Origin of the sequence: Lentzea sp. NPDC058450, assembly GCF_042721395.1 — a bacterium.
In the GTDB taxonomy this organism is placed as follows: Bacteria; Actinomycetota; Actinomycetes; order Mycobacteriales; family Pseudonocardiaceae; genus Lentzea.
The window spans coordinates 23,096-42,414 of the sequence record NZ_JBHXLO010000043.1 but is presented as its reverse complement, the minus strand read 5'-3'; the positions used below and the strand labels follow the sequence as shown (position 1 = coordinate 42,414).

The following is a 19,319-nucleotide window of genomic DNA, read 5'->3' as shown; positions in this document are numbered from 1 at the left end:
CTGTCGCGCCGCGGAGGGGATTCCTCGGTGCAACAGAAAACCGGGGCGCCGCGGAGGGGATTCCGCAGCGCCCCGGTTCTTTCTGCCGTTGCTACCTGACCATGCTCCGCACCTGGCGTGCGGCCACGGACAGGGTCGCCAGGTCGAGCTGGTGCACCCGGTTGATCTCCTCCAGCGCGCCGCGGGACCTGGCCAGGCGGGAGGCGTTGGCCTGCTCCCACTTGGTGATCTTCTCGGTCGCCGTGTCGTCCTCGTCGCTCGCGCGCAGGACGTCGAGGGAGATGGCCCGCAGCGACGAGTAGAAGTCGTCGCGCAGCGCCAGGCGGGCCAGCGCGTGCCAGCGGTTGCCTCGCTCCAGGCTCGTCACCGAGTCCAGCATGTGGTCGATGTCGAGGTGGTCGGAGAGCTCGAAGTACAACTCCGCCGACTCGCGGTGCGACCGCTCCGGGCCCATGCCGCCGGCCGGGCCGATCTCGCGTTCGGCGAGCTCGGCGATCTCGGTGACGTCCAGCAGGCCGTACATGTAGAGCAGCGCCGCCACCTTGCGGGCGAGCTCGGCCGGGACGCCCTGTTGGACGTAGTGGTCGGCCTTGCCCGCCACGACGGCGAGTTCCTTGCCCTTCAACAGGTCGAAGGCGAACGGGCTGAGCTCCTCGACCGTGCTGCGGAAGCGGTTGATCGTCGAGCCCACTGCCAGCGGCTGCGGGCGGTTCGACAGCAGCCAGCGGGACGCGCGGTCGAGCAGGCGGCGGGTCTCCAGGACCATGCTGTCCTGGACGTCCGTCGCCACCACGGTGTCCAGCGCCTCGATCTCGCGCCAGATCTGCGGCAGGTCGAAGACCTGGGTGACGACGGCGTACGCGCGGACCGCGTCCGTCGCCGACGCGCTCATCTCCTCGGCCAGGCGGAAGGCGAACGAGATGCCGCCGCCGTCCACGACCTCGTTGACGACGACCGTGGTGATGATCTGGCGCGCCAGCGGGTGGTTCGGGATCGCGCCGCCGAAGCGTTCGCGCAGCAGGCTCGGGAAGTAGTCCGGGAGCTTGCGGGTGAACGTGTCGATCGTCGGGATGTCGCTCGCGAGCAGCTCCTCCTTGAGCGTGAGCTTGGTGAACGCGAGCAGCGTGGCGAGCTCCGGTGAGGTGAGGCCCTCGCCGGCCTTCTCCAGCGCCTTGAACTCCGCCGCGCTCGGCATGGCCTCGAGCTTGCGGTTGAGCGCGCCGCGGGCCTCCAGGTCGGCCGTGAGCCGCGCGTGCACCGACAGCATCGGCGCCGCGTGCGCCCGGCTGACGCCGAGGACGTTGTTCTGCGAGTAGTTGTCCGCCAGCACGAGGTCGTTGACCTCGTCGGTCATCTCCGCGAGCACCTCGTTGCGCTGCGACTGCTCCAGCGAACCCTCCCGGACCAGGTGGTCCAGCAGGATCTTGATGTTGACCTCGTGGTCGGAGCAGTCGACGCCCGCGGAGTTGTCGAGGGCGTCGGTGTTGACCTTGCCGCCCTTGCGCGCGAACTCGATGCGGCCGCGCTGGGTGAGACCCAGGTTGCCGCCCTCGCCGATGACCTTGACGCGCAGCTCGCTGCCGTCGACGCGGATCGAGTCGTTCGCCTTGTCTCCGACGTCGGCGTGCGACTCGGCCGACGACTTGACGTACGTGCCGATGCCGCCGTTCCAGAGCAGGTCGACCGGCGACAGCAGGATCGCCTTCTTGAGCTCCGGCGGGGACAGCTTCGTGACGCCCTCGTCGAGGCCCAGCGCGACGCGGGCCTGCTCGGAGATCGGGATCGACTTGGCGGTCAGCGGGAAGATGCCGCCGCCCTCGCTGATCAGCGTGCGGTCGTAGTCGTCCCACGACGAGCGCGGCACGTTGAACAGGCGCACGCGTTCGGCGAACGAGCTCGCCGCGACCGGGCTCGGGTCGATGAAGATGTGCCGGTGGTCGAACGCTGCCACGAGCCGGATGTGCTCGGACAGCATCATGCCGTTGCCGAACACGTCACCGGACATGTCGCCGATGCCGACGACGGTGAACTCCTCGGTCTGCGTGTCCACGCCGAGCTCGCGGAACGAGCGCTTCACGCTCTCCCACGCGCCCTTGGCAGTGATGCCCATGGCCTTGTGGTCGTAGCCGATCGAGCCACCGGACGCGAACGCGTCGCCCAGCCAGAAGCCGTAGCTCTGGCTCACGCCGTTCGCGATGTCGGAGAACGTCGCCGTGCCCTTGTCCGCCGCGACGACCAGGTAGGTGTCGTCGGCGTCGTAGCGCACGACCTGGGAGGCGGGCACGACCTCGTTGTTGATCAGGTTGTCGGTGAGGTCGAGCAGGCCCGAGATGAACATCTTGTAGCAGGCGATGCCCTCGCCCATGAAGTTCTCGCGGTCGATGCCGGGGTCGCCGGTGGGGGCGATCGGCTTCTTGACGACGAAGCCGCCCTTCGCGCCGACCGGCACGATCACGGCGTTCTTCACGGCCTGCGCCTTGACCAGGCCGAGCACCTCCGTGCGGAAGTCCTCGCGGCGGTCGGACCAGCGCAGACCACCGCGCGCGACGCTGCCGAAGCGCAGGTGCACGCCCTCGACCCGCGGCGAGTACACGAAGATCTCGAACTTCGGCCGCGGCTGCGGCAGGTCCGGGATGGCCTGCGGGTCGAGCTTGACCGACAGGTACGGCCGGGCGTTGCCGTCCGCGTCGCGGAAGAAGTAGTTCGTCCGCAGCGTGGCGTTGATCAGGGTGAGCAGGCTGCGCAGGATGCGGTCCGCGTCGAGGCTCGTCACGTCGTCGATCAGCTTGCCGATCTCGGTGACCATCACCTCCGTATGCGCCGCACGCGTCGTGTCGTCGAGCGCCGGGTTGAACCGGGCCTCGAACAACGCGACCAGCGCGATGGCGACACTCGTGTGGCCGAGAACGGCGTCCTCGATGTAGTCCTGCGAGTACGGCGTTCCCGCCTGGCGCAGGTACTTCGCGTACGCGCGCAGCATCGCGGCCTGCTGCCAGGTGAGCCCGGCCTGCAGCACCAGCGAGTTGAACCTGTCGACCTCGGCCTCACCCCGCCAGACCGCGGCGAACGCGTCCTGGAACCGGACCCGGACGTTCTCCAGGTCGGCCTCGGACAGCTGGGCGAGCGCGGCCTTGTCGATGCGCAGCCCGAAGTCGTAGATCCAGCACTGCACGCCGTCTTCGCGGGCGATCTCGTACGGCCGCTCGTCGACGACGATGACGCCCATGCGCTGCAGCATCGGCAGCACGTCGGACAGCGTGATGCCGTCGCCGGTCACGAAGAGCTTGAAGCGCCGCTCGCCCGGTTCGGCGTCCTCCGGCACGTAGAAGACCATGTCGAGGCCGCCCTCGACGAGCGCCTCGATGCGGCGGTAGTCCTCCAGGCCCGTGGTGGCCGGGAAGTCCTCCTTGTAGGCCTCGGGGAAGACCGTGGAGAACCGCTGGCCCTGCTCGGTGGCCGACTCGGCGCCGAGGTCGCCCTCGTCGCCGACGACGGCCTCGATCATGCGGTCGTCCCAGCTGCGGACGGCCTCGGCCAGCTTGGCCTGGATCGCGTGGACGTCCGGCTCCAGCGTGCGCGCCGGGTCCGTGTGCACCATGAAGTGCACGCGGGCCAGCGCGGACTCGCCGATGCGCGCGCTGTACTCGAGGTTGAGGCCGCCGAGCTCGGCGAGCAGCACCTCCTGCATCGCGAGGCGGCTCGTCGTCGTGTAGCGGTCGCGCGGCAGGTAGACCAGGCAGGAGAAGAACCGGCCGAACGGGTCGCGGCGCAGGAACAGCCGCAGCCGGCGGCGTTCCGCGAGCGCGATGACGCCCGTGGTCGTCTGGTAGAGCGTCTCCGCGTCGACCGAGAACAGCTCGGTGCGCGGGTAGTTCTGGATCACTTCCAGCATCCGCTGGCCCGAGTAGGACTGCAGCGGGAAGCCGGCGCGGTGGATAACCTCGCGCACGCGGCGTTCGACGACGGGGATGTCGAGGACGTTCTCGTGCAGCGCCGTGGTGCTGAAGATGCCCAGGAAGCGGTGCTCGCCGGTGACGTTGCCCTCGCCGTCGAACGTCTTCACGCCGACGTAGTAGGGGTAGACGCTGCGGTGCACGCTGCTCTGCGCGCTCGCCTGCGTGAGCACCAGCAGGTCGGGACTGAGCGCCTGCGCGCCGTTGTCCGGCCCGGCGGTGAGGCTGCGCGCGGCGAGGCTGTCCTGCCGGAGCACGCCGAGGCCGCTCGCGAGCACGGCCCGCAGCGCCGGTTCGCCGTCCTCCCGCACCAGCTCGTACTGCCGGTAGCCCATGAACGTGAAGTGCCCGTCCGCGAGCCACTTGAGCAGGTTCGCGCCGTCCGTGCTGTCGACGGACGAGTCCTTGCCCAGCTCCTCGGCGAGCTGCAGCGCCGTCGTGACCATGCGGTCGGTGTCCTCGACGACCTCGCGGACGTCGGTCAGCACCGTCAGCAACCGGGTCTCGAGCTCGCGGGCACGATCGGGGTCGGTGATGAGGTCGACCTCGATGTTCATCCACGACTCGGCCAGCGCGTCCGCGGGCGGGTCGGCCGGGTCGGCCGTCGGCAGCACCTCGGTGCGCTCGCCGGTGACCGGGTCCCGCCGCACGACGACGATCGGGTGCACGACGCGCTGCACCTGCACGCCACCGCGCGTCAGCTCGGAAGCGACCGAGTCGACGAGGTACGGCATGTCGTCGGTGACGACCTGGACGACGGTGACAGGACACTGCCACCCGTCGGTCCCGCGCGTCGGGTTGAGAATGCGCACCGCGGCGCGTCCGGGAACGCGGCTCTCGGCGAGCTGGTAGTTCGACCGCACCGCACCGACCAGGTCCACCGGGTCGTCGTCGTTGACTTCCTCGGCGGGCACGTGGCGGTAGAACAAGCGGATCAGGTCTGCGAGTTCGGGGGCATTGGCGGCGGCCCGTTCGATCAATTCGTCACGGACCTGCTCAGGACTGGCCGTTGGACTTCCATCACCCGCGGCGGGGGCCGCGGAGCGGTCGTCGGTTCGGGTCGGGGCTCCAGTCGAGGTCATCTTCAGGCGACTCCACGCTATCCGGCACCTCTGTGTGCCGGGTCCGGCCCCACCATAGATGGAGTGGCGGCCGTCACCGGCAACGGGAGGGGCACTGACGGACCACTGAATCGTGGGCTGAATCGAGTCACATCATCAGTGGCGACAAGGCCTTCCGCATCGTGGACGCACCCGCGGCCCGGCGTCTCCGCCGGCCTTCCCGCGAGGCCCGTCCACAGCATTCATCCGATCATGGGCCCAGCGGCGGCGTGACCACCGCCGAACCGAGAACGATCACCGGCCCGCCCGCTCCCCGACACCGCCCGGCCGCCGTTTCTTCGCCGTCACGGCTCCGGCTCCGGACCACTCGGCCGGGGTTGGGCAAGGCTTGAGGTGTGGCGCTGACCACCTCACCCGTTGGGCAACGTCCATCCGGGCGGCCCATCCGGTCGGACCCGACGAATCGGACCCGTCGTCTCACTGTCCGTCGGCACCCCGACGGGCACGATGGGCCCCGTCTTCTCCGACTCCGACACCACCGCGGCCCCCGGCATCACGATGCCAGGAACCTCCGGCTGAGCCCCGAACGCCGACCCGGGCCGAAACAACCCCTCCGAACCGGGCACCGCGCCCAGGTCCGGCAGCGGCTCCGCCTTGCCCGCCGCGACGTCCGCGGCCTCGACGGGGTCCGTGGCCGGCGCGCGCTCGACCCCGGCCCAGTCCGGGGAGGTCAGGTCCGGGACCTCGAACTGCTCCTCGTCGGACCGCCGGCCCGTCTCGTACGCGACCAACGCCTCGGCAAGAAGATCGGCCAGACTCATCTCGCTGGGCCTGCGCCGGCTGCTGGGCCGCCCGGCCTCGTCCCCGGTGTCGGACGCGGTCGTCTGGCCGCCCGTGGCGGGCGCCGGGTCTCCGGTCGAGAAGAAGTCGTACGACGGGTCCGCACCGGGCTCGCCAACGGGCCCGAAGCCGGTCTCGGTCGGAGCGTCGGCCCCGAACGCGGCAGGCTCCCCCGGCTTCGACCCGAGCCGGCTGCTGCTGCCCTCGCCGAAGCCGGATTCCTCGCCGAAGCCGGATTCCTCGTCGGAACCGGTGTCCTTGCCGGAGCCGGTGTCGAACCCCGCCTCCGCGCCGTAGCCGTAGCTGGTGGCGGAACCGGACTCCGAACCCTCGCTCGTGCCCAGGCCCGGCTCCCCGTCCCGCCCGAGGCCGAAGCCCGTGTCCGCGCCGCTCCCGGCATCCGCGCCGGGGCTCGTGCCGTTGTTCCCCGGCTCCGTGCCGAAGGCCGGGTCCCCTGGCTGGCGTTCGCCGCCGAAGACGGACTCGGCGTAGCCGGGCTGGGCGCCGAAGGCCGTTTGCGTGCCGAAGGCCGACTGGGTGCCGAAGGACTGCGTGCCGAAGCTGGTCTGGGTGCCGAAAGTCGGCTGCTGGTGGATCTCCACCGGAGTGGTCGGGGCTTGCGGGACGTCGTCGTCCTCCACGTCCGCCGAGCTCAGGAACGTCGTCGACAGCAGGTCCGGTTCCGGCGGGGCCGGGACCTCGGACGGCGTCGGGACCGTCGGCACCTCGTCCGGCAGCGGTTTCTCGGTGGGGTCCGAGGTGTCTGCCGGGTCCGGCGGGGTGGGGACCGAGGTCGCCGGGGCCTTGGGGGTGCTGAAGTCGAGGCTGCTGAAGTCCAGGTCCGGGAGCTTGCGCTCGTCCGGGTCCTGGGCGGCGCTGGGGAAGCCCCCCGCCGGGGTGTGCAGCGGGTAGGCCGGATCCTCGTCGAGGTGCGGGCCGAAGTCCGGGGCCGCCGGAGGGCGGCCGAACGCCGCCGACAGGTTCGAGCGCGTCGCCGAGTCGGACGTGTTGTGGTCGGTGAAGTAGCTCGGACGGGGCGGGGCGCCCGCGTCGGCGAAGTAGTCCTTCTTCGGCTCGTCCTGGCCGCCGGACGACGGGGGTTCCACCCTCCACGACGGGGTGTTCGACTGCTGGTCGGCCTCCTGCGCCCGGCGACGGCGGCCGCCCGCGCGCAGGCCCTGGGCCTTGAGCATGTCCAGGACGCTTTCCGACTGCCCCGAGGCGTCCTCGCGGGCCGCGGGCTCCTTGGCCACCGCCTCGCGTTCGACGGCCATGCGGGCCACTTCCTGGTGCGCCGCCTCCTGCCGGGCCACGTCGCGCCGGACCGCCTCCTGGCGCGCCGCCTCGCGGCGAGCCTCTTCCTGGCGGGTGTTCTCCTGACGGATCGCTTCCTGCCGCGCCAGCTCCTGGCGCAGGGCGTCCTCGCGGGCGGCTTCCTGCCGCGCGGCCTCCTGGCGGGCCGCCTCCTTGCGCGCGGATTCCTGGCGGACCGCTTCCTGACGGGCGGCTTCTTCGCGCGCGGCTTCCTGCCTGGCGGCCTCCTGGCGAGCGGCCTCCGCGCGGGCTGCCTCCTGCCGGGCCACCTCCTGGCGAGCGGCCTCCTCGAGAGCCGCCTGCCGGCGAGCCGCTTCCGCGCGGGCCGCTTCCTGGCGAGCGGCCTCCTGGCGCACCGCTTCCTGCCTGGCCGCCTCCTGGCGAGCGGCTTCCTCGGCGGCCTGGGCCTCGCGTTCCGCCTGGGCACGCTGTTCGGCGCGGGCCTGACGTTCTTCCTCGATCTGGCGGCGGGCCTCGCGCTGCAGCTCCATCAGCTGCTGCTCGACCTTGCGCTTGCGCTCCTGCTCCACGGTCAGCGCGGGCCGCTGCGGGGCGGGCGCCTCGGGATCGGCCGGCACCGCCGGGATCTCGGCGATGGTGGTCGGGCGGTCGTCGTCGATCTCGCCCGCCGCGACTCGCGCGGCCCGGCGGCGGCCGCTCACCATGGCGCCCGCCGAGGCGATCAGGCCCGAGGCCGGGACGGTGCGGTCGGAGGGAGTGGGGGAAGGAGTAGACGGCAGGGGGGCGGGTGGCTGTTCCACTGATTCCGGCATCTTGTCATCGGGGTCGCCGAACGGCTGGACCATGCGCCACCGGTCGGCGGCGTGCTGGCGGGCCGCGGACAAACCTTCCACGGTCATGTCTTCGGCAGCGCGCCGGACGCGCTGAACCTTCAGCCCATCGCCCTTGCGGACCTGGACCGGGCGCCACTGCCGGAGTTGTTGCTTCAGTGCGGCGGACAGCACGCCGTCGGTGACCACCTGCATGCCCTCGACCGGGCGGAGCAGGCTCGCCAGCTGCTGGTGCAGATCCGCGGGCTGGCGGTGGACGCCGGAGAACTCCGCGGCGAGGCGGGCGCGCACCGCGTAGACGGCACGGGCGCGGCGGCGTTCGGCGGCGTGGGCGGAACGCAGGTTCGTGAGCGCGTCGGCCAGTTCGCCGGACACCTCGTGCACGTGGGCCAGCGCGAGCAGGCTCTCCGCGAGCAGGGTGTCGAGCTGGTGGCGTTCGGCGCTCGCCACGGTTTCCCGCAGCATCTCGCGGGCCAGTGCGACCCGGCCTGCCGGCAGGTGCACGCGGGTGGCGAGCGCGAGGCGCAGCCAGCCCGTGTCGGACGCCGACGGCGCGCGCACCGGCCGGTCCAGCACCGGGGCGCCGACGTCGGACGCGTCGAGCAGCCGGTTCGCGTCCATCAGCGAGAGCGCCAGCTCCAGTGTGAGCCGGGCGACGCCCTGACCGCTGTCCGCCGCCGGGTCCGAGAACCTGCTCAGCAGGTCGAGACCTTCCCTCGCGGCACCGATGGCGGCGGCGAGATCGCCCCACCTGCGGTGCTGCGCGGCCTGCACCGCGCGGATCAGGCCGCGTAGCAGCAGCCGCGCGTCCTCGTCGAGCGTCGTGTCGGCGACGTAGAGCTGGTCCGCCTCGGCGAGGGCCAGCGTGGCCTCGTCGCCGCGGCCGACCGTCACCAGGCACTCGCTGGCCTGCACCAGCGCCGACGCCCGCAGTTCCGCGGGCACGTCCGGCGCCTCCAGCACCGGCGCGACCGCCGCGAACCCCGTCAGCGGGGCTCCCACGGACCGGGCGCACTCCGCGAGCTCGACCCGCAGCAGCCACCCGGTCTCGTGCTCACCGGCCTTCTCGGCCGCCTTCAGGGCGTCGATCGCCCGGTCGGCGACGCGGACGCCGCGGCCCACGCGGTTGCCCGCGAAGACCACCAGCGACTCCGCCCGCAGGCGGTCGGCCTCGTCGCGGCGGGTCGAGGCGAGCGCGACCGCCCGCTCGCCCAGCACCAGAGCGAGCTCCGGTGCGCGCCAACGCAGCATCCAGGCGGGCACGACCAGCGTGCTCACCTCGACGTTCGCCTGCGTCTCGCCCCTCGCCGCCACGACGTCGCCGTTGCCCTCTCAGTCCCGTGTCAGCTTGCGGTACGTGACACGGTGCGGACGTGCGGCGTCAGCACCCAGGCGCTCGAGCTTGTTCTTCTCGTAGCCCTCGAAGTTGCCCTCGAACCAGTACCACTTCGACGGGTCCTCGTCGGTGCCCTCCCACGCGAGGATGTGCGTGGCGACTCGGTCGAGGAACCACCGGTCGTGGGAGATGACCACGGCGCAGCCGGGGAACTGCTCGAGAGCGTTCTCCAGCGAACCGAGGGTCTCGACGTCCAGGTCGTTCGTCGGCTCGTCCAGCAGGATCAGGTTGCCGCCGAGCTTGAGCGTGAGCGCGAGGTTCAGGCGGTTGCGCTCACCACCGGACAGCACGCCCGCGGGCTTCTGCTGGTCCGGGCCCTTGAAGCCGAACGCGCTGACGTACGCGCGCGACGGCATCTCGACGTTGCCGACGTGGATGTAGTCGAGCCCGCCGGACACGACCTCCCACACGTTCTTCTTCGGGTCGATGCCGCCGCGGTTCTGGTCGACGTAGGACAGCAGGACCGTCTCGCCGACCTTGACGTTGCCGGCGTCGGGCTGCTCGAGACCGACGATGGTCTTGAACAGCGTCGTCTTGCCGACGCCGTTCGGGCCGATGACGCCGACGATGCCGTTGCGCGGCAACGTGAACGACAGGCCGTCGATCAGGACCCGGTCGCCGAAGCCCTTCTTCAGCTTGTCGGCCTCGACCACGACGCTGCCCAGACGCGGGCCCGGCGGGATCTGGATCTCCTCGAAGTCGAGCTTGCGGGTCTTCTCCGCCTCGGCCGCCATCTCCTCGTAGCGGTCGAGTCGCGCCTTGGACTTGGCCTGGCGGGCCTTGGCGCCGGAGCGCACCCACTCCAGCTCGTCCTTGAGGCGCTTCTGCAGCTTCTGGTCCTTCTTGCCCTGGACCGCGAGACGCTCGGCCTTCTTCTCCAGGTAGGTGGAGTAGTTGCCCTCGTACGGGTGCGTCCGGCCGCGGTCGATCTCGAGGATCCACTCGGCCAGGTTGTCCAGGAAGTACCGGTCGTGGGTCACGGCGAGCACGGCGCCGGTGTACTGCGCGAGGTGCTGCTCCAGCCACAGGACGCTCTCCGCGTCCAGGTGGTTGGTGGGCTCGTCGAGCAGCAGCAGGTCGGGCTTGCTCAGCAGCAGCTTGCACAGCGCGACGCGGCGGCGCTCACCACCGGAGAGCTTGGTGACGTCGGCGTCCGGCGGCGGGCAGCGCAGGGCGTCCATCGCCTGCTCCAGCTGGGAGTCGAGGTCCCACGCGTCGGCGTGGTCGAGCTCCTCCTGGAGCTTGCCCATCTCCTCCATCAGCTCGTCGGAGTAGTCGGTCGCCATCAGCTCGGCGATCTCGTTGAAGCGGTCCAGCTTCACCTTGATCTCGCCCAGGCCCTCCTGGACGTTGCCGAGGACGGTCTTCTCCTCGTTGAGCGGCGGTTCCTGCTGCAGGATGCCCACGGTGTAACCGGGCGACAGGTACGCCTCGCCGTTGTTCGGCGTGTCCAACCCCGCCATGATCTTGAGCACGCTCGACTTGCCGGCGCCGTTGGGACCGACCACACCGATCTTCGCGCCGGGGTAGAACATGATCGTGACGTCATCGAGGATGACCTTGTCACCGTGCGCCTTGCGCACCTTTTTCATGGTGTAGATGAACTCGGCCATGGCGGCGATCGTAGAGCGGTGCCCAGAGGCTCCTGACCTCGGTCGCCGACAAGCAGCCGCCCACCCCCGGATCAAGCGTCACGCGAGTCGGTGACCTGCTCGTTCCGTTCGAACGTGAACGATTGTCGGCGATCGGTCCTCAGCGGCTCCGATCTACGAGCTTCCCTCCTTCTTCGTGGATCTGGGTACGTACATCTTGTCCGGCGCGGGCGACCCGATCGGGTGGCTTCCCGAAGTCCGGAACACGGTTGCCCCGAACGGATCAGAACGGAACCGGTTCCTCCGCAAGATCTTCAGCGGCCCGAGGCTCAACGAGCGGAGCGGCGCCCAGTGACTGCACTCGGCTCAAGTCCAACCCGATGTGCATGGCGTCGAGGTTGAACGCCTGCCGCTTCACGTCGTCCTTCTCGTAGACGCGGATCCGCAGCTTGCCCTGGACGATCACCGAATCGCCCTTGGACAGCGTGGTCTTCACGCTGTCGGCGAGCTTGCGCCAGCACGAGACGCCGAGCCACAAGGCCTCGCCGTCCTCCCAGTCACCGATCGCGGTGTTGTAGCGGCGCTCGGTCGAGTTGACGCGGAAGTACGCGTTCGACTTGCCGTCCTCGCCGTGCTTGTACGTGATGTCGCTGACGACAGTGCCAACGCAGGTGATCATCGTGGAATTCCAGGACATCGGGCTCGCCTCCAGGTCGCGGGGTTCTGGTCCAGGTTGCTCCGGCGGCGGACGGGCCGGGTGGGGCCGTGGCGGATCTGTGGACAACTCGCGATCTGTGGACAGGTCGAGATCTTGAACGGCCTCGAACCCCGGAATCGTCGGGGGTGTGTGCTAGGGCGCCGCTGGAGCGGCCGCGAGTGAGTGAGCGCCCACTCATTGACATGAGTGAGTACTCACTCATACAGTTGCGGACGTGTCAGAGGAACCACGCCGCCGCCGCGCCCCCGCGATGAGCCCGGAAGATCGCCGCGAAGCGATCGTCCAGGCCACGCTGCCGCTCGTCGTGAAGGCCGGCGCGAACGTCACCACCAGCCAGATCGCCGCCGCGGCCGGAATCGCGGAAGGCACCGTGTTCCGCGTCTTCAAGGACAAGGCGGAACTGCTCGACGCGTGCGTCCAGCGCGCACTGCGCTCCGACGAGGAGATCGCGCTCCTCCAGGCGATTCCCTCGGACGTGTCCCTGGAGGAACGGCTGACCGCGGGCGTCGAGGCGTTCAGCGGCTACCTCGACCGCATGTGGGGCCTCATCGGCACGCTGCGCGAGTCCGGCTACCACCCGCACGACGGCGAACACCAGAAGCACAAGGGCCCGCCGATCGGCATGCAGCAGCTGTCCGACGCCGTCGCGGACCTGTTCGGCGACGCGGACCTGCGCGTCGACGCCCATCTCGCGGCCCGGATGCTGCTCGGCGCCGTGTTCACGAACCGCATGGGCGCAGGCTTCGGCGAGACCGCCGCCGCACCCGCCGACATCGTCGAGCTTTTCCTGCACGGCGCGCTCAAAGGGGGAGACAGATGAGTGAGCTCATGATCGAAGCCCACGAGGTGAGCAAGAGGTTCGGGGACGTGAACGCCCTCGAAGGCGTCAGCGTCACCGCGAAGAAGGGCTCCGTCCTCGGCCTGCTCGGCCACAACGGCGCCGGCAAGACCACGCTGGTCAACGTCCTCACGACGATGCTCCCGCCGTCCGGCGGCAGTGCCAGGGTCGCCGGGTTCGACGTCGTGAAGCAGAGTCACGAGGTCCGCAGCCGCATCGGCCTGACCGGCCAGTTCGCCGCCGTCGACGAACAGCTGAGCGGCCACGACAACCTCGTGCTGATCGCCCGTCTGCTCGGCGCGAGCCGCAACCAGGCCCACTCGCGCGCGGACGACCTGCTGGAGCAGTTCGACCTCACCGACGCCGCCAGGCGCAACGCCAAGACCTACTCCGGCGGCATGCGGCGGCGCCTCGACCTGGCCGCGTCGCTCGTCGGCAACCCCGAGGTGCTGTTCCTGGACGAGCCGACCACCGGCCTCGACCCGGCCAGCCGCCTCGCGATGTGGGAGATCGTCGAGAAGCTCGTCGCGGACGGCACGACCGTGCTGCTCACGACCCAGTACCTCGACGAGGCGGACCGGCTCGCCGACTCGATCACCGTGCTGTCCCACGGAAAGGTCGTCGCGTCCGGCACCTCGGCCGAGCTCAAGGCCCAGGTCGGCCAGCGCACCGTGACCGTGACGCTCGACTCGGCGTCCGAAGTGGACACGGCACTGAAGGCCATCAACTCCGTTGGGCTGCACCCGGTCGCGGAAGGCCTGACGCTCACCACGCCCGTCAGCGCGTCACGCGACCTTGCGACGGTCGTGCGCGCGTTGGACGACAACGGCTTGGAAGCACACGAGATCGGCCTCAAAGAGCCCACTTTGGACGACGTCTACCTCACGCTCGCCGCGAACTAAGGGGGAAATCATGGCGACATTGACCTGGCACGGCAGCAGTTACCCGACACAAGTCCTCGTGCTGACCGGCCGTTCGCTCCGCGCGTTGCTGCGCACGCCCGCACTGGTGTTCTTCAGCATCCTGCAGCCGTTGATCATGCTGACGCTCTTCAGCCAGATCTTCGGCAGCATCACGTCGACGGCGAACTTCCCGCCGGGCATGAGTTACATCGACTACCTGCTGCCCGCGATCCTCGTGAACACCGCGATGCAGTCCTCTCTCGCGTCCGGCATCGGACTCGTGCAGGACATGTCGAACGGTGTGCTCGCACGGTTCCGTTCGCTGCCCATCCGCCCGAGCACGGTCCTGTTGGCGCGCAACCTGTCCGACGCCGTGCGCACCGCGTTCCAGCTCGTGCTGATGATCGCGTTCGGCGTGCTGGTGTTCGGCTTCCGGCCGGACGGCGGCGTGCTCGGCACCCTCGCAGCGCTGGGCCTCGCCCTGGTCGTCGGCTGGGCGCTGAGCTGGGTGTTCATCGCGATCGCCGCGTGGGTGCGCAAGGCGGAGCTCATGCAGACCGTGGGCTTCCTGGCGATGTTCCCGCTGATGTTCGCGTCCAGCGCATTCGTGCCGGTCAACGGCCTGCCGGGCTGGCTGCAGGCGATCGCCAAGGTCAACCCGCTGACCTACGCGGTCGACGCCGCCCGCAGCCTGGCGCTCGCCCACCCGGTCACGGGCGTGGCCGGCGCACTGGTCACGAGCGGCGTGATCGCGGCGATCGGCGCGTTCTTCGCGGTCCGCGGCTTCCGCAGGCCGATCTCCGCCTAGTCCTTCCCGGCCATCTTCCGCAGCATCGCGTTGTAGGCCTCGAGGTCGGCGTCGCCATCGGCGTCGGCCTTGCGGTCCAGCCGCTTCGCATCCCGGCCGTCCTGCCGCGCCCACTGCGTGAGCAGGGCGACCATCACGACCAGCAACGGGATCTCCCCCGCCGCCCACGCGATGCCGCCGCCGAGCCGCTGGTCCTCCAGCAGGCTCTGCACCCACGGCAGCGAGAGGCCGCGGTAGAACTGCTCGCCGATGACGTTCGCCGAGCTCATCAGCACCACGCCGAAGAACGCGTGGAACGGGATCGACGCGAACAGCAGCCCCAGCCGGCCGAGCGGCGGCAGCTTGTTCGGCGACGGGTCGACGCCGATCACCGGCCAGTAGAAGACGTAGCCCGCGAGGATGAAGTGCGCGTTCATCGCGAGGTGCGCCCAGTGGAACGGCAGCGCGGCCTCGAAGAGCCCCGAGAAGTACAGCGCGTAGAACGACCCGACGAACAACGCCAGCGCCACGAACGGGTTCGTCAGCAGGCGTGCGACCGGGGAGTGCACGAACGCGAGGATCCACTCGCGCGGCCCCGGGACCTCCTTGCCCACCGGCAGCGCGCGCAACGCCAGCGTGACCGGTCCACCCAGGACGAACAGGATCGGCGTCAGCATGGACAGCACCATGTGCGCTTCCATGTGGACGCTGAACATCGCCGGCGCGTACTTGCCCATGCCCGACGACGTCGCGAACAGCAGCGAGAAACACCCGCACAGCCACGCGACCGTGCGGCCGACCGGCCACTTGTCGCCGCGCTGCACGAGCCTGCGCACGCCCAGCACGTACAGGATCGCGAGCGCCAGGGCCGCGGTGCCGAAGACCAGGTCGAAGCGCCAGTCGAACAGGATCGTGCCGAGCGTGGGCGGTCCGTCGAGGTCGTAGCCGATCGCGATCTCGGTGCGGCTCGGCAGGTCCGTGCTGCCACCGGGCGGGGGCGTGCGGGCCAGCGCCACGGCCAGGCCGATGGTGAACATCATCAGCAGGACTTCGAGGCCGGCGAGCTTGAGCAACGCGTGCGGCCTGCCGTCGACCACGCCCTTCACGCCGCGTTCGCGCTGGAAGTAGCCGAACACGCCGAGCAGCAGCAGACACGCCAGCTTGCCGAGCGTCAGCCAGCCGTAGGTCGAGGTGACGAGGTCCGTGGGCGTGATGCGCACCAGCGCGTTCACGACGCCGGAGACGGCCATCACGATCCAGCAGACCAGCGCGATCTTCGAGAACCTCGTGGCGGCCAGCGGGAGGTGCTCCCCGCCACGCCTTCCGTGCGCGAGCAACGCGATCAGGCCGCCCACCCACAGCACCGCGGCGACGAGGTGGAACAGCAGGCTGTTGGTCGCCATGTCGTGCGAGCCGCCCGACGACGAGTGTCCCGTGACGGCGACCGGGATCAACGCGAAGATGGCGCCGAACAGCAGAACGGTCGTCCATCCCCACGACAGCACCAGACGGCAGCCCAACGCGAGCAACGCCACGATGATCGCCGTCAGCAGCCACGCCTTCGACTGCTCCAGCAACATCGCCGTCGCCACCATCTGGCTGAACGTGAACGAGCTCACCGGACGGTCGATCGCGGCCGCTGTGGTGAACGGCACGGACAGAAGCGCTCCCACGAGCCACACGAGCGCAAACCACCCGGCGGTGCGCATCGCGGCGTAGCCGTCCGCTGCGAGAGTGCCCGACTTCTGCGGTGGCACGAGGAAAGCCGCCAACAACAACGAGCCGATGGTGACCACCGCGCCCGTCTCGGTCAGCACTCGCACGATCTGCACACCGACTGGCGGGTTGCTCTCGAACGAACTCAGCGCGACGGCCGCGAGCGCGGCCACCGCGAAGCCGATTGCGACGAGGGGCACCAAACCCGTTCTGGTGGAGCGTTCGATTGGCACGCCCCGGAGCCTACGACCCTCTAGTGTTGCGCCGTGTGAGACGTTCTCTCCCTCTCCTGCTCGTGCTGCTCTCGCTGACCGGCTGCGCGTACTCCATCCAGGGCGAACCCGTCGCAGCGCCGCTGCCGCCGCTCGCCATCGCGACGCCGCGCAAGACCGCCGGAGTCGACCCGTGCGCCCTGGTGACGGAGAAGGACCTCAAGCCGCTCGGCACGCTGAAGTTCAACCCCGTGCCGCGCACCGAGCTCGCGAACTCGTGCCTCTACACGCTCAAAGAAGGCCCGTACGTGCTGGTGGCGGTGCCGTACCGGTCGTTCGACCAGTCGAAGCAGGCCCAGCCCAAGGGCAGCGAGGTCGACACGTCCAAGCACGCCACGTGGCTGAGCTGCGGCCGTCAGGACAACGACAAGACGAAGGACATGGTGTGCACGGCGACCATCGCCGTGACGCGTGAGGAGTCGTTGATGGTCGCCATCGGCATGGGCGGTGACGCGACCGAGAGCAAGGCGACCAAGGCGCTGGAGCCGATCCGCACCGAGGCCCTCAAACGCGTGCCGCCTGCCTAGCCGCCCTCCTGGCCAGCCAGGTCGCCGGGATGATCAGCGCCGTGACGATCGCCACGAACCCGAGTGACAGGACGAGCGAACTCACGTGCGCCAGCCCGCCCACGATCGGCGGGCCTGCCAGGAACCCGGTGTAGGCGATGGTCGTCACCAGGCCCAGCTCACGTTCGCCGCCGCTGCCGTCCGCGCGTTTCCCGGTCTCGCTCGCGAGGTCCATGACCACGGGGAACGAGAACGCGAGCCCCAGCCCGGCCAGGCCGAACCCGGCGTAGCCCGCCACCGGCGACGGGACCGCGACGGCGAGCGCCAGCCCCGTCGCCGCCAGGCCGCCACCCGCGGCGAGCAGGCGGTGCGGGCCGAGCCGGCGTTGGATCGGTTCGCCGAACCACCGCGCGAGCGCCATCGCGACGGAGAAGACCGCGTAGGCGTACGCGCCGGCCGCGTCCCCCATGCCGCGCTCACGCACCATGAACAACGCCGACCAGTCCGCCGCCGCCCCTTCCGCGATGGCGCTGCACAGCGCGACGCTCGCCAACAGCCAGAGAACCGGGCTCTTGAGCACGTTCGCTCGTTCGGTGACTTCTTCCCGTTGACGCTCCCCCACGCCTCCGGGGATGTGCTTCGCGATGAGAGCGGTCACCAGGACGCCCACGACCGCGGCCACGAGGAAGTGCCGCATGGGCGTCCAGTGCGCCTGTGCGGAGGCGGCACTGCCCAACGACCCGATGAGACCGCCAATGCTGAACCCCGCGTGGAACTGCGGCATCAACGGCCGTTGCAACGCGCGCACGACGACGACCGCGGCGATGTTCATCGACACGTCCATCACGGCGATGCTCGCTCCCAGCGCAACGAGCGTGAGGCCGAACTGCAGCGGTGACCGCGACAAGGCGAGCACGGGCAGAAGCAACGGACTGAGGAGGCTGCTCGCTATCAGCGCGCCACGGCTGCCGTGCACAGCGCAGTACCGCGCCGCCAGCGGTGCCGTGAACGCCAGCCCGGCGCTCGCCCCGAGCAAAGCGAGCCCGAGGCTGCCCACCTCCGCGCCGATCTGCTCGGCGAGCGCGGGCACACGGGCGGCCCAGGTGCCGAAGACAGCGCCGTTCAACAGGAACGCCACAAACGCGGCCAGCCGTGGGGACATGCGCCCCAGCATGACTGAAGCGCTTCAGCAACACCAGGGATTGGGGTCCGATCTCTCGCCTACGATGCGTCTGTGGACTCCGACCGCCGACGCAGGCCGACGCTGGACACCGTCGCCGCCGCCGTCGGGGTCTCCAGGGCGACGGTGTCGAACGCGTACAACCGGCCCGACCAACTGTCGTCGTCGTTGCGCGAACGCATCCTCGAAACGGCCCGCACGCTCGGCTACGCGGGCCCGGACCCGGTGGCCCGCTCGCTGGCCACCCGCTCGTCCGCGGCCGTGGGCTTCATGCTGCCGCAGGGCCTGTCCGGCGCGTTCTCCGATCCAGCGCTGTCGATCGTGCTCGACGGCCTCGCCCAGACCGTCGACGGCCACGACCACAGCCTCGTGCTGATGCCAGGAGACGCCGCCACGGGCGGTCCGCGCCCATCGATCGTGTCGCGCGCACAGGCAGACGTGATGGTCGCCTACTCGCTGCCCGACTCAGCCCCGGCCCTGGACGTCGTCGCGGCCCGAGGCCTCCCCTTGGTCGTGATCGACCAACCCGAACTGCCCGACGCCGCCCGAGTGGAGGTGCAGGACCACGCCGGCTGCTCCACGGCCGCCGCCCACCTGCTGAACCTGGGCCACCGCCGGTTCGGCGTCCTGACGTTCGCGCTGCGCCCGGACGGAGTATCAGGACCGGTCTCGCACGAGCGCCGTTCGGACGTGCCGTTCCGCGTCAGCCGCGACCGACTCGGCGGCTACCTCGACACTTTGGAAAAAGCCGGGGTGGAACCGGACAATGTTCCGGTGTGGGAAGCGCGCGGCAGTGATCGCGAGCTCGGACGTCTCGGCGCGCGGTGGCTTCTCACCCGCACGCCACGGCCGAGCGCTTTGCTGTGCGCGTCGGACCAACTGGCCTTCGGCGCCCTCCAAGCAGCACGCGACCTGACGTTGACCGTCCCGGGAGACCTTTCGGTCGTCGGCTTCGACGACGTCCCCGAAGCGGCCTACAGCGACCCGCCGTTGACTACCGTGCGTCAACCCCTGGCCGACAAGGGCCGCAGAGCCGGCGAACTGGCCCTGAAATTACTGGCCGGCGGGAGACCGCCAAGGCCGACGAGACTCGAAGTTTCCCTCGTGGAGAGAGCCTCAACGGCCCCACGGACGTGATCCGCGTCACGTTTAGACCGTTTTCATCACCCGTTTGGACGTAGGGCAGAAACGGTCGATCGACTCCGGACGATGTGTCCGGTGGGGGCACCGGGCGACCACACTTCGTGGCCGCTCTCGCACCCCTCCAGCCTCTGTAGCTCAGTGGAGAGAGCGAGGGACTTCTAATCCCGAGGTCGCAGGTTCGAATCCTGCCAGGGGCGCCTCATGACCACCTCCGACGGCCACACCGCCGTCCGAGGTGGTTTTTCTTTGCCCTGAAACGACTTGGGACACGCCCACGTCGTGGCTGACCTCTCATGGCTGCCGATCAACT

The 19,319-nt window shown here is 70.1% G+C and carries 11 protein-coding genes and 1 tRNA gene; 6 read left to right on the top strand and 6 right to left on the bottom strand.

Annotated elements, in window-relative coordinates:
- Positions 1 to 91: 91 nt before the first annotated feature.
- The 4 genes from ACFWNN_RS41190 to ACFWNN_RS41175 all read right to left on the bottom strand — a co-directional run bounded on the left by ACFWNN_RS41190 (position 92) and on the right by ACFWNN_RS41175 (position 11,626).
- Positions 92 to 5,035, bottom strand: a complete 4,944-nt coding sequence (locus tag ACFWNN_RS41190; RefSeq protein ID WP_382445414.1) for an NAD-glutamate dehydrogenase — start codon at positions 5,033 to 5,035, stop codon at positions 92 to 94.
- A 389-nt stretch (positions 5,036 to 5,424) separates the two neighbouring features.
- A complete protein-coding gene (locus tag ACFWNN_RS41185) occupies positions 5,425 to 9,273 on the bottom strand; it encodes a hypothetical protein (RefSeq protein ID WP_382445413.1) in 3,849 nt (1,282 codons plus the stop codon).
- An 18-nt stretch (positions 9,274 to 9,291) separates the two neighbouring features.
- Positions 9,292 to 10,968: an energy-dependent translational throttle protein EttA gene (ettA, locus tag ACFWNN_RS41180; protein WP_382445412.1), complete on the bottom strand. Its 1,677-nt coding sequence runs from the start codon at positions 10,966 to 10,968 to the stop codon at positions 9,292 to 9,294.
- 262 nt (positions 10,969 to 11,230) lie between these two features.
- A complete protein-coding gene (locus tag ACFWNN_RS41175; RefSeq protein WP_382445411.1) occupies positions 11,231 to 11,626 on the bottom strand; it encodes a single-stranded DNA-binding protein in 396 nt (131 codons plus the stop codon).
- Between the two features lie 253 nt (positions 11,627 to 11,879).
- On the opposite strand from ACFWNN_RS41175, the gene ACFWNN_RS41170 reads away from it, so the two are divergent.
- Genes ACFWNN_RS41170 through ACFWNN_RS41160 form a run of 3 tightly spaced genes read left to right on the top strand, consistent with a single transcriptional unit; the run spans position 11,880 to position 14,213 of the window.
- Positions 11,880 to 12,485 carry a TetR/AcrR family transcriptional regulator gene (locus ACFWNN_RS41170; protein ID WP_382445410.1) on the top strand — a complete coding sequence of 202 codons (606 nt, stop codon included), beginning with the start codon at positions 11,880 to 11,882 and terminating at the stop codon, positions 12,483 to 12,485.
- A complete protein-coding gene (locus ACFWNN_RS41165) occupies positions 12,482 to 13,405 on the top strand; it encodes an ATP-binding cassette domain-containing protein (protein WP_382445409.1) in 924 nt (307 codons plus the stop codon). The genes ACFWNN_RS41170 and ACFWNN_RS41165 overlap by 4 nt, the downstream gene beginning before the upstream one ends.
- 10 nt (positions 13,406 to 13,415) lie before the next feature.
- Positions 13,416 to 14,213: an ABC transporter permease gene (locus ACFWNN_RS41160; protein WP_382445408.1), complete on the top strand. Its 798-nt coding sequence runs from the start codon at positions 13,416 to 13,418 to the stop codon at positions 14,211 to 14,213.
- On the opposite strand, the gene ACFWNN_RS41155 is transcribed toward ACFWNN_RS41160, so the two are convergent.
- Positions 14,210 to 16,141 carry a cytochrome c oxidase assembly protein gene (locus ACFWNN_RS41155; protein ID WP_382445407.1) on the bottom strand — a complete coding sequence of 644 codons (1,932 nt, stop codon included), beginning with the start codon at positions 16,139 to 16,141 and terminating at the stop codon, positions 14,210 to 14,212. The two genes, ACFWNN_RS41160 and ACFWNN_RS41155, sit on opposite strands and share 4 nt — an antisense overlap.
- Before the next feature lie 35 nt (positions 16,142 to 16,176).
- On the opposite strand from ACFWNN_RS41155, the gene ACFWNN_RS41150 reads away from it, so the two are divergent.
- Positions 16,177 to 16,707, top strand: coding sequence for a hypothetical protein (locus ACFWNN_RS41150; protein ID WP_382445406.1), 531 nt, complete (start codon positions 16,177 to 16,179; stop codon positions 16,705 to 16,707).
- Here the strand turns inward: ACFWNN_RS41150 and ACFWNN_RS41145 are convergent.
- The gene (locus ACFWNN_RS41145) at positions 16,685 to 17,848 is read right to left on the bottom strand and encodes an MFS transporter (protein WP_382445405.1); all 1,164 of its coding nucleotides are present in this window, start codon (positions 17,846 to 17,848) and stop codon (positions 16,685 to 16,687) included. The two genes, ACFWNN_RS41150 and ACFWNN_RS41145, sit on opposite strands and share 23 nt — an antisense overlap.
- 72 nt (positions 17,849 to 17,920) lie before the next feature.
- On the opposite strand from ACFWNN_RS41145, the gene ACFWNN_RS41140 reads away from it, so the two are divergent.
- On the top strand, positions 17,921 to 19,003 hold the full coding sequence (locus tag ACFWNN_RS41140; RefSeq protein WP_382445404.1) for a LacI family DNA-binding transcriptional regulator: 1,083 nt from the start codon (positions 17,921 to 17,923) through the stop codon (positions 19,001 to 19,003).
- A gap of 130 nt (positions 19,004 to 19,133) precedes the next feature.
- Positions 19,134 to 19,206, top strand: a tRNA-Arg gene (locus ACFWNN_RS41135).
- The last annotated feature ends 113 nt before the right edge of the window (positions 19,207 to 19,319 follow it).

Bases quoted from the DNA above. Each gene is read 5' to 3' on its own strand.
- ACFWNN_RS41190 (WP_382445414.1), bottom strand. From the start codon at position 5,035: ATGACCTCGACTGGAGCCCCGACCCGAACCGACGACCGCTCCGCGGCC.
- ettA (WP_382445412.1), bottom strand. From the start codon at position 10,968: ATGGCCGAGTTCATCTACACCATGAAAAAGGTGCGCAAGGCGCACGGT.
- ACFWNN_RS41175 (WP_382445411.1), bottom strand. From the start codon at position 11,626: ATGATCACCTGCGTTGGCACTGTCGTCAGCGACATCACGTACAAGCAC.
- ACFWNN_RS41165 (WP_382445409.1), top strand. From the start codon at position 12,482: ATGAGTGAGCTCATGATCGAAGCCCACGAGGTGAGCAAGAGGTTCGGG.
- ACFWNN_RS41160 (WP_382445408.1), top strand. From the start codon at position 13,416: ATGGCGACATTGACCTGGCACGGCAGCAGTTACCCGACACAAGTCCTC.
- ACFWNN_RS41145 (WP_382445405.1), bottom strand. From the start codon at position 17,848: ATGTCCCCACGGCTGGCCGCGTTTGTGGCGTTCCTGTTGAACGGCGCT.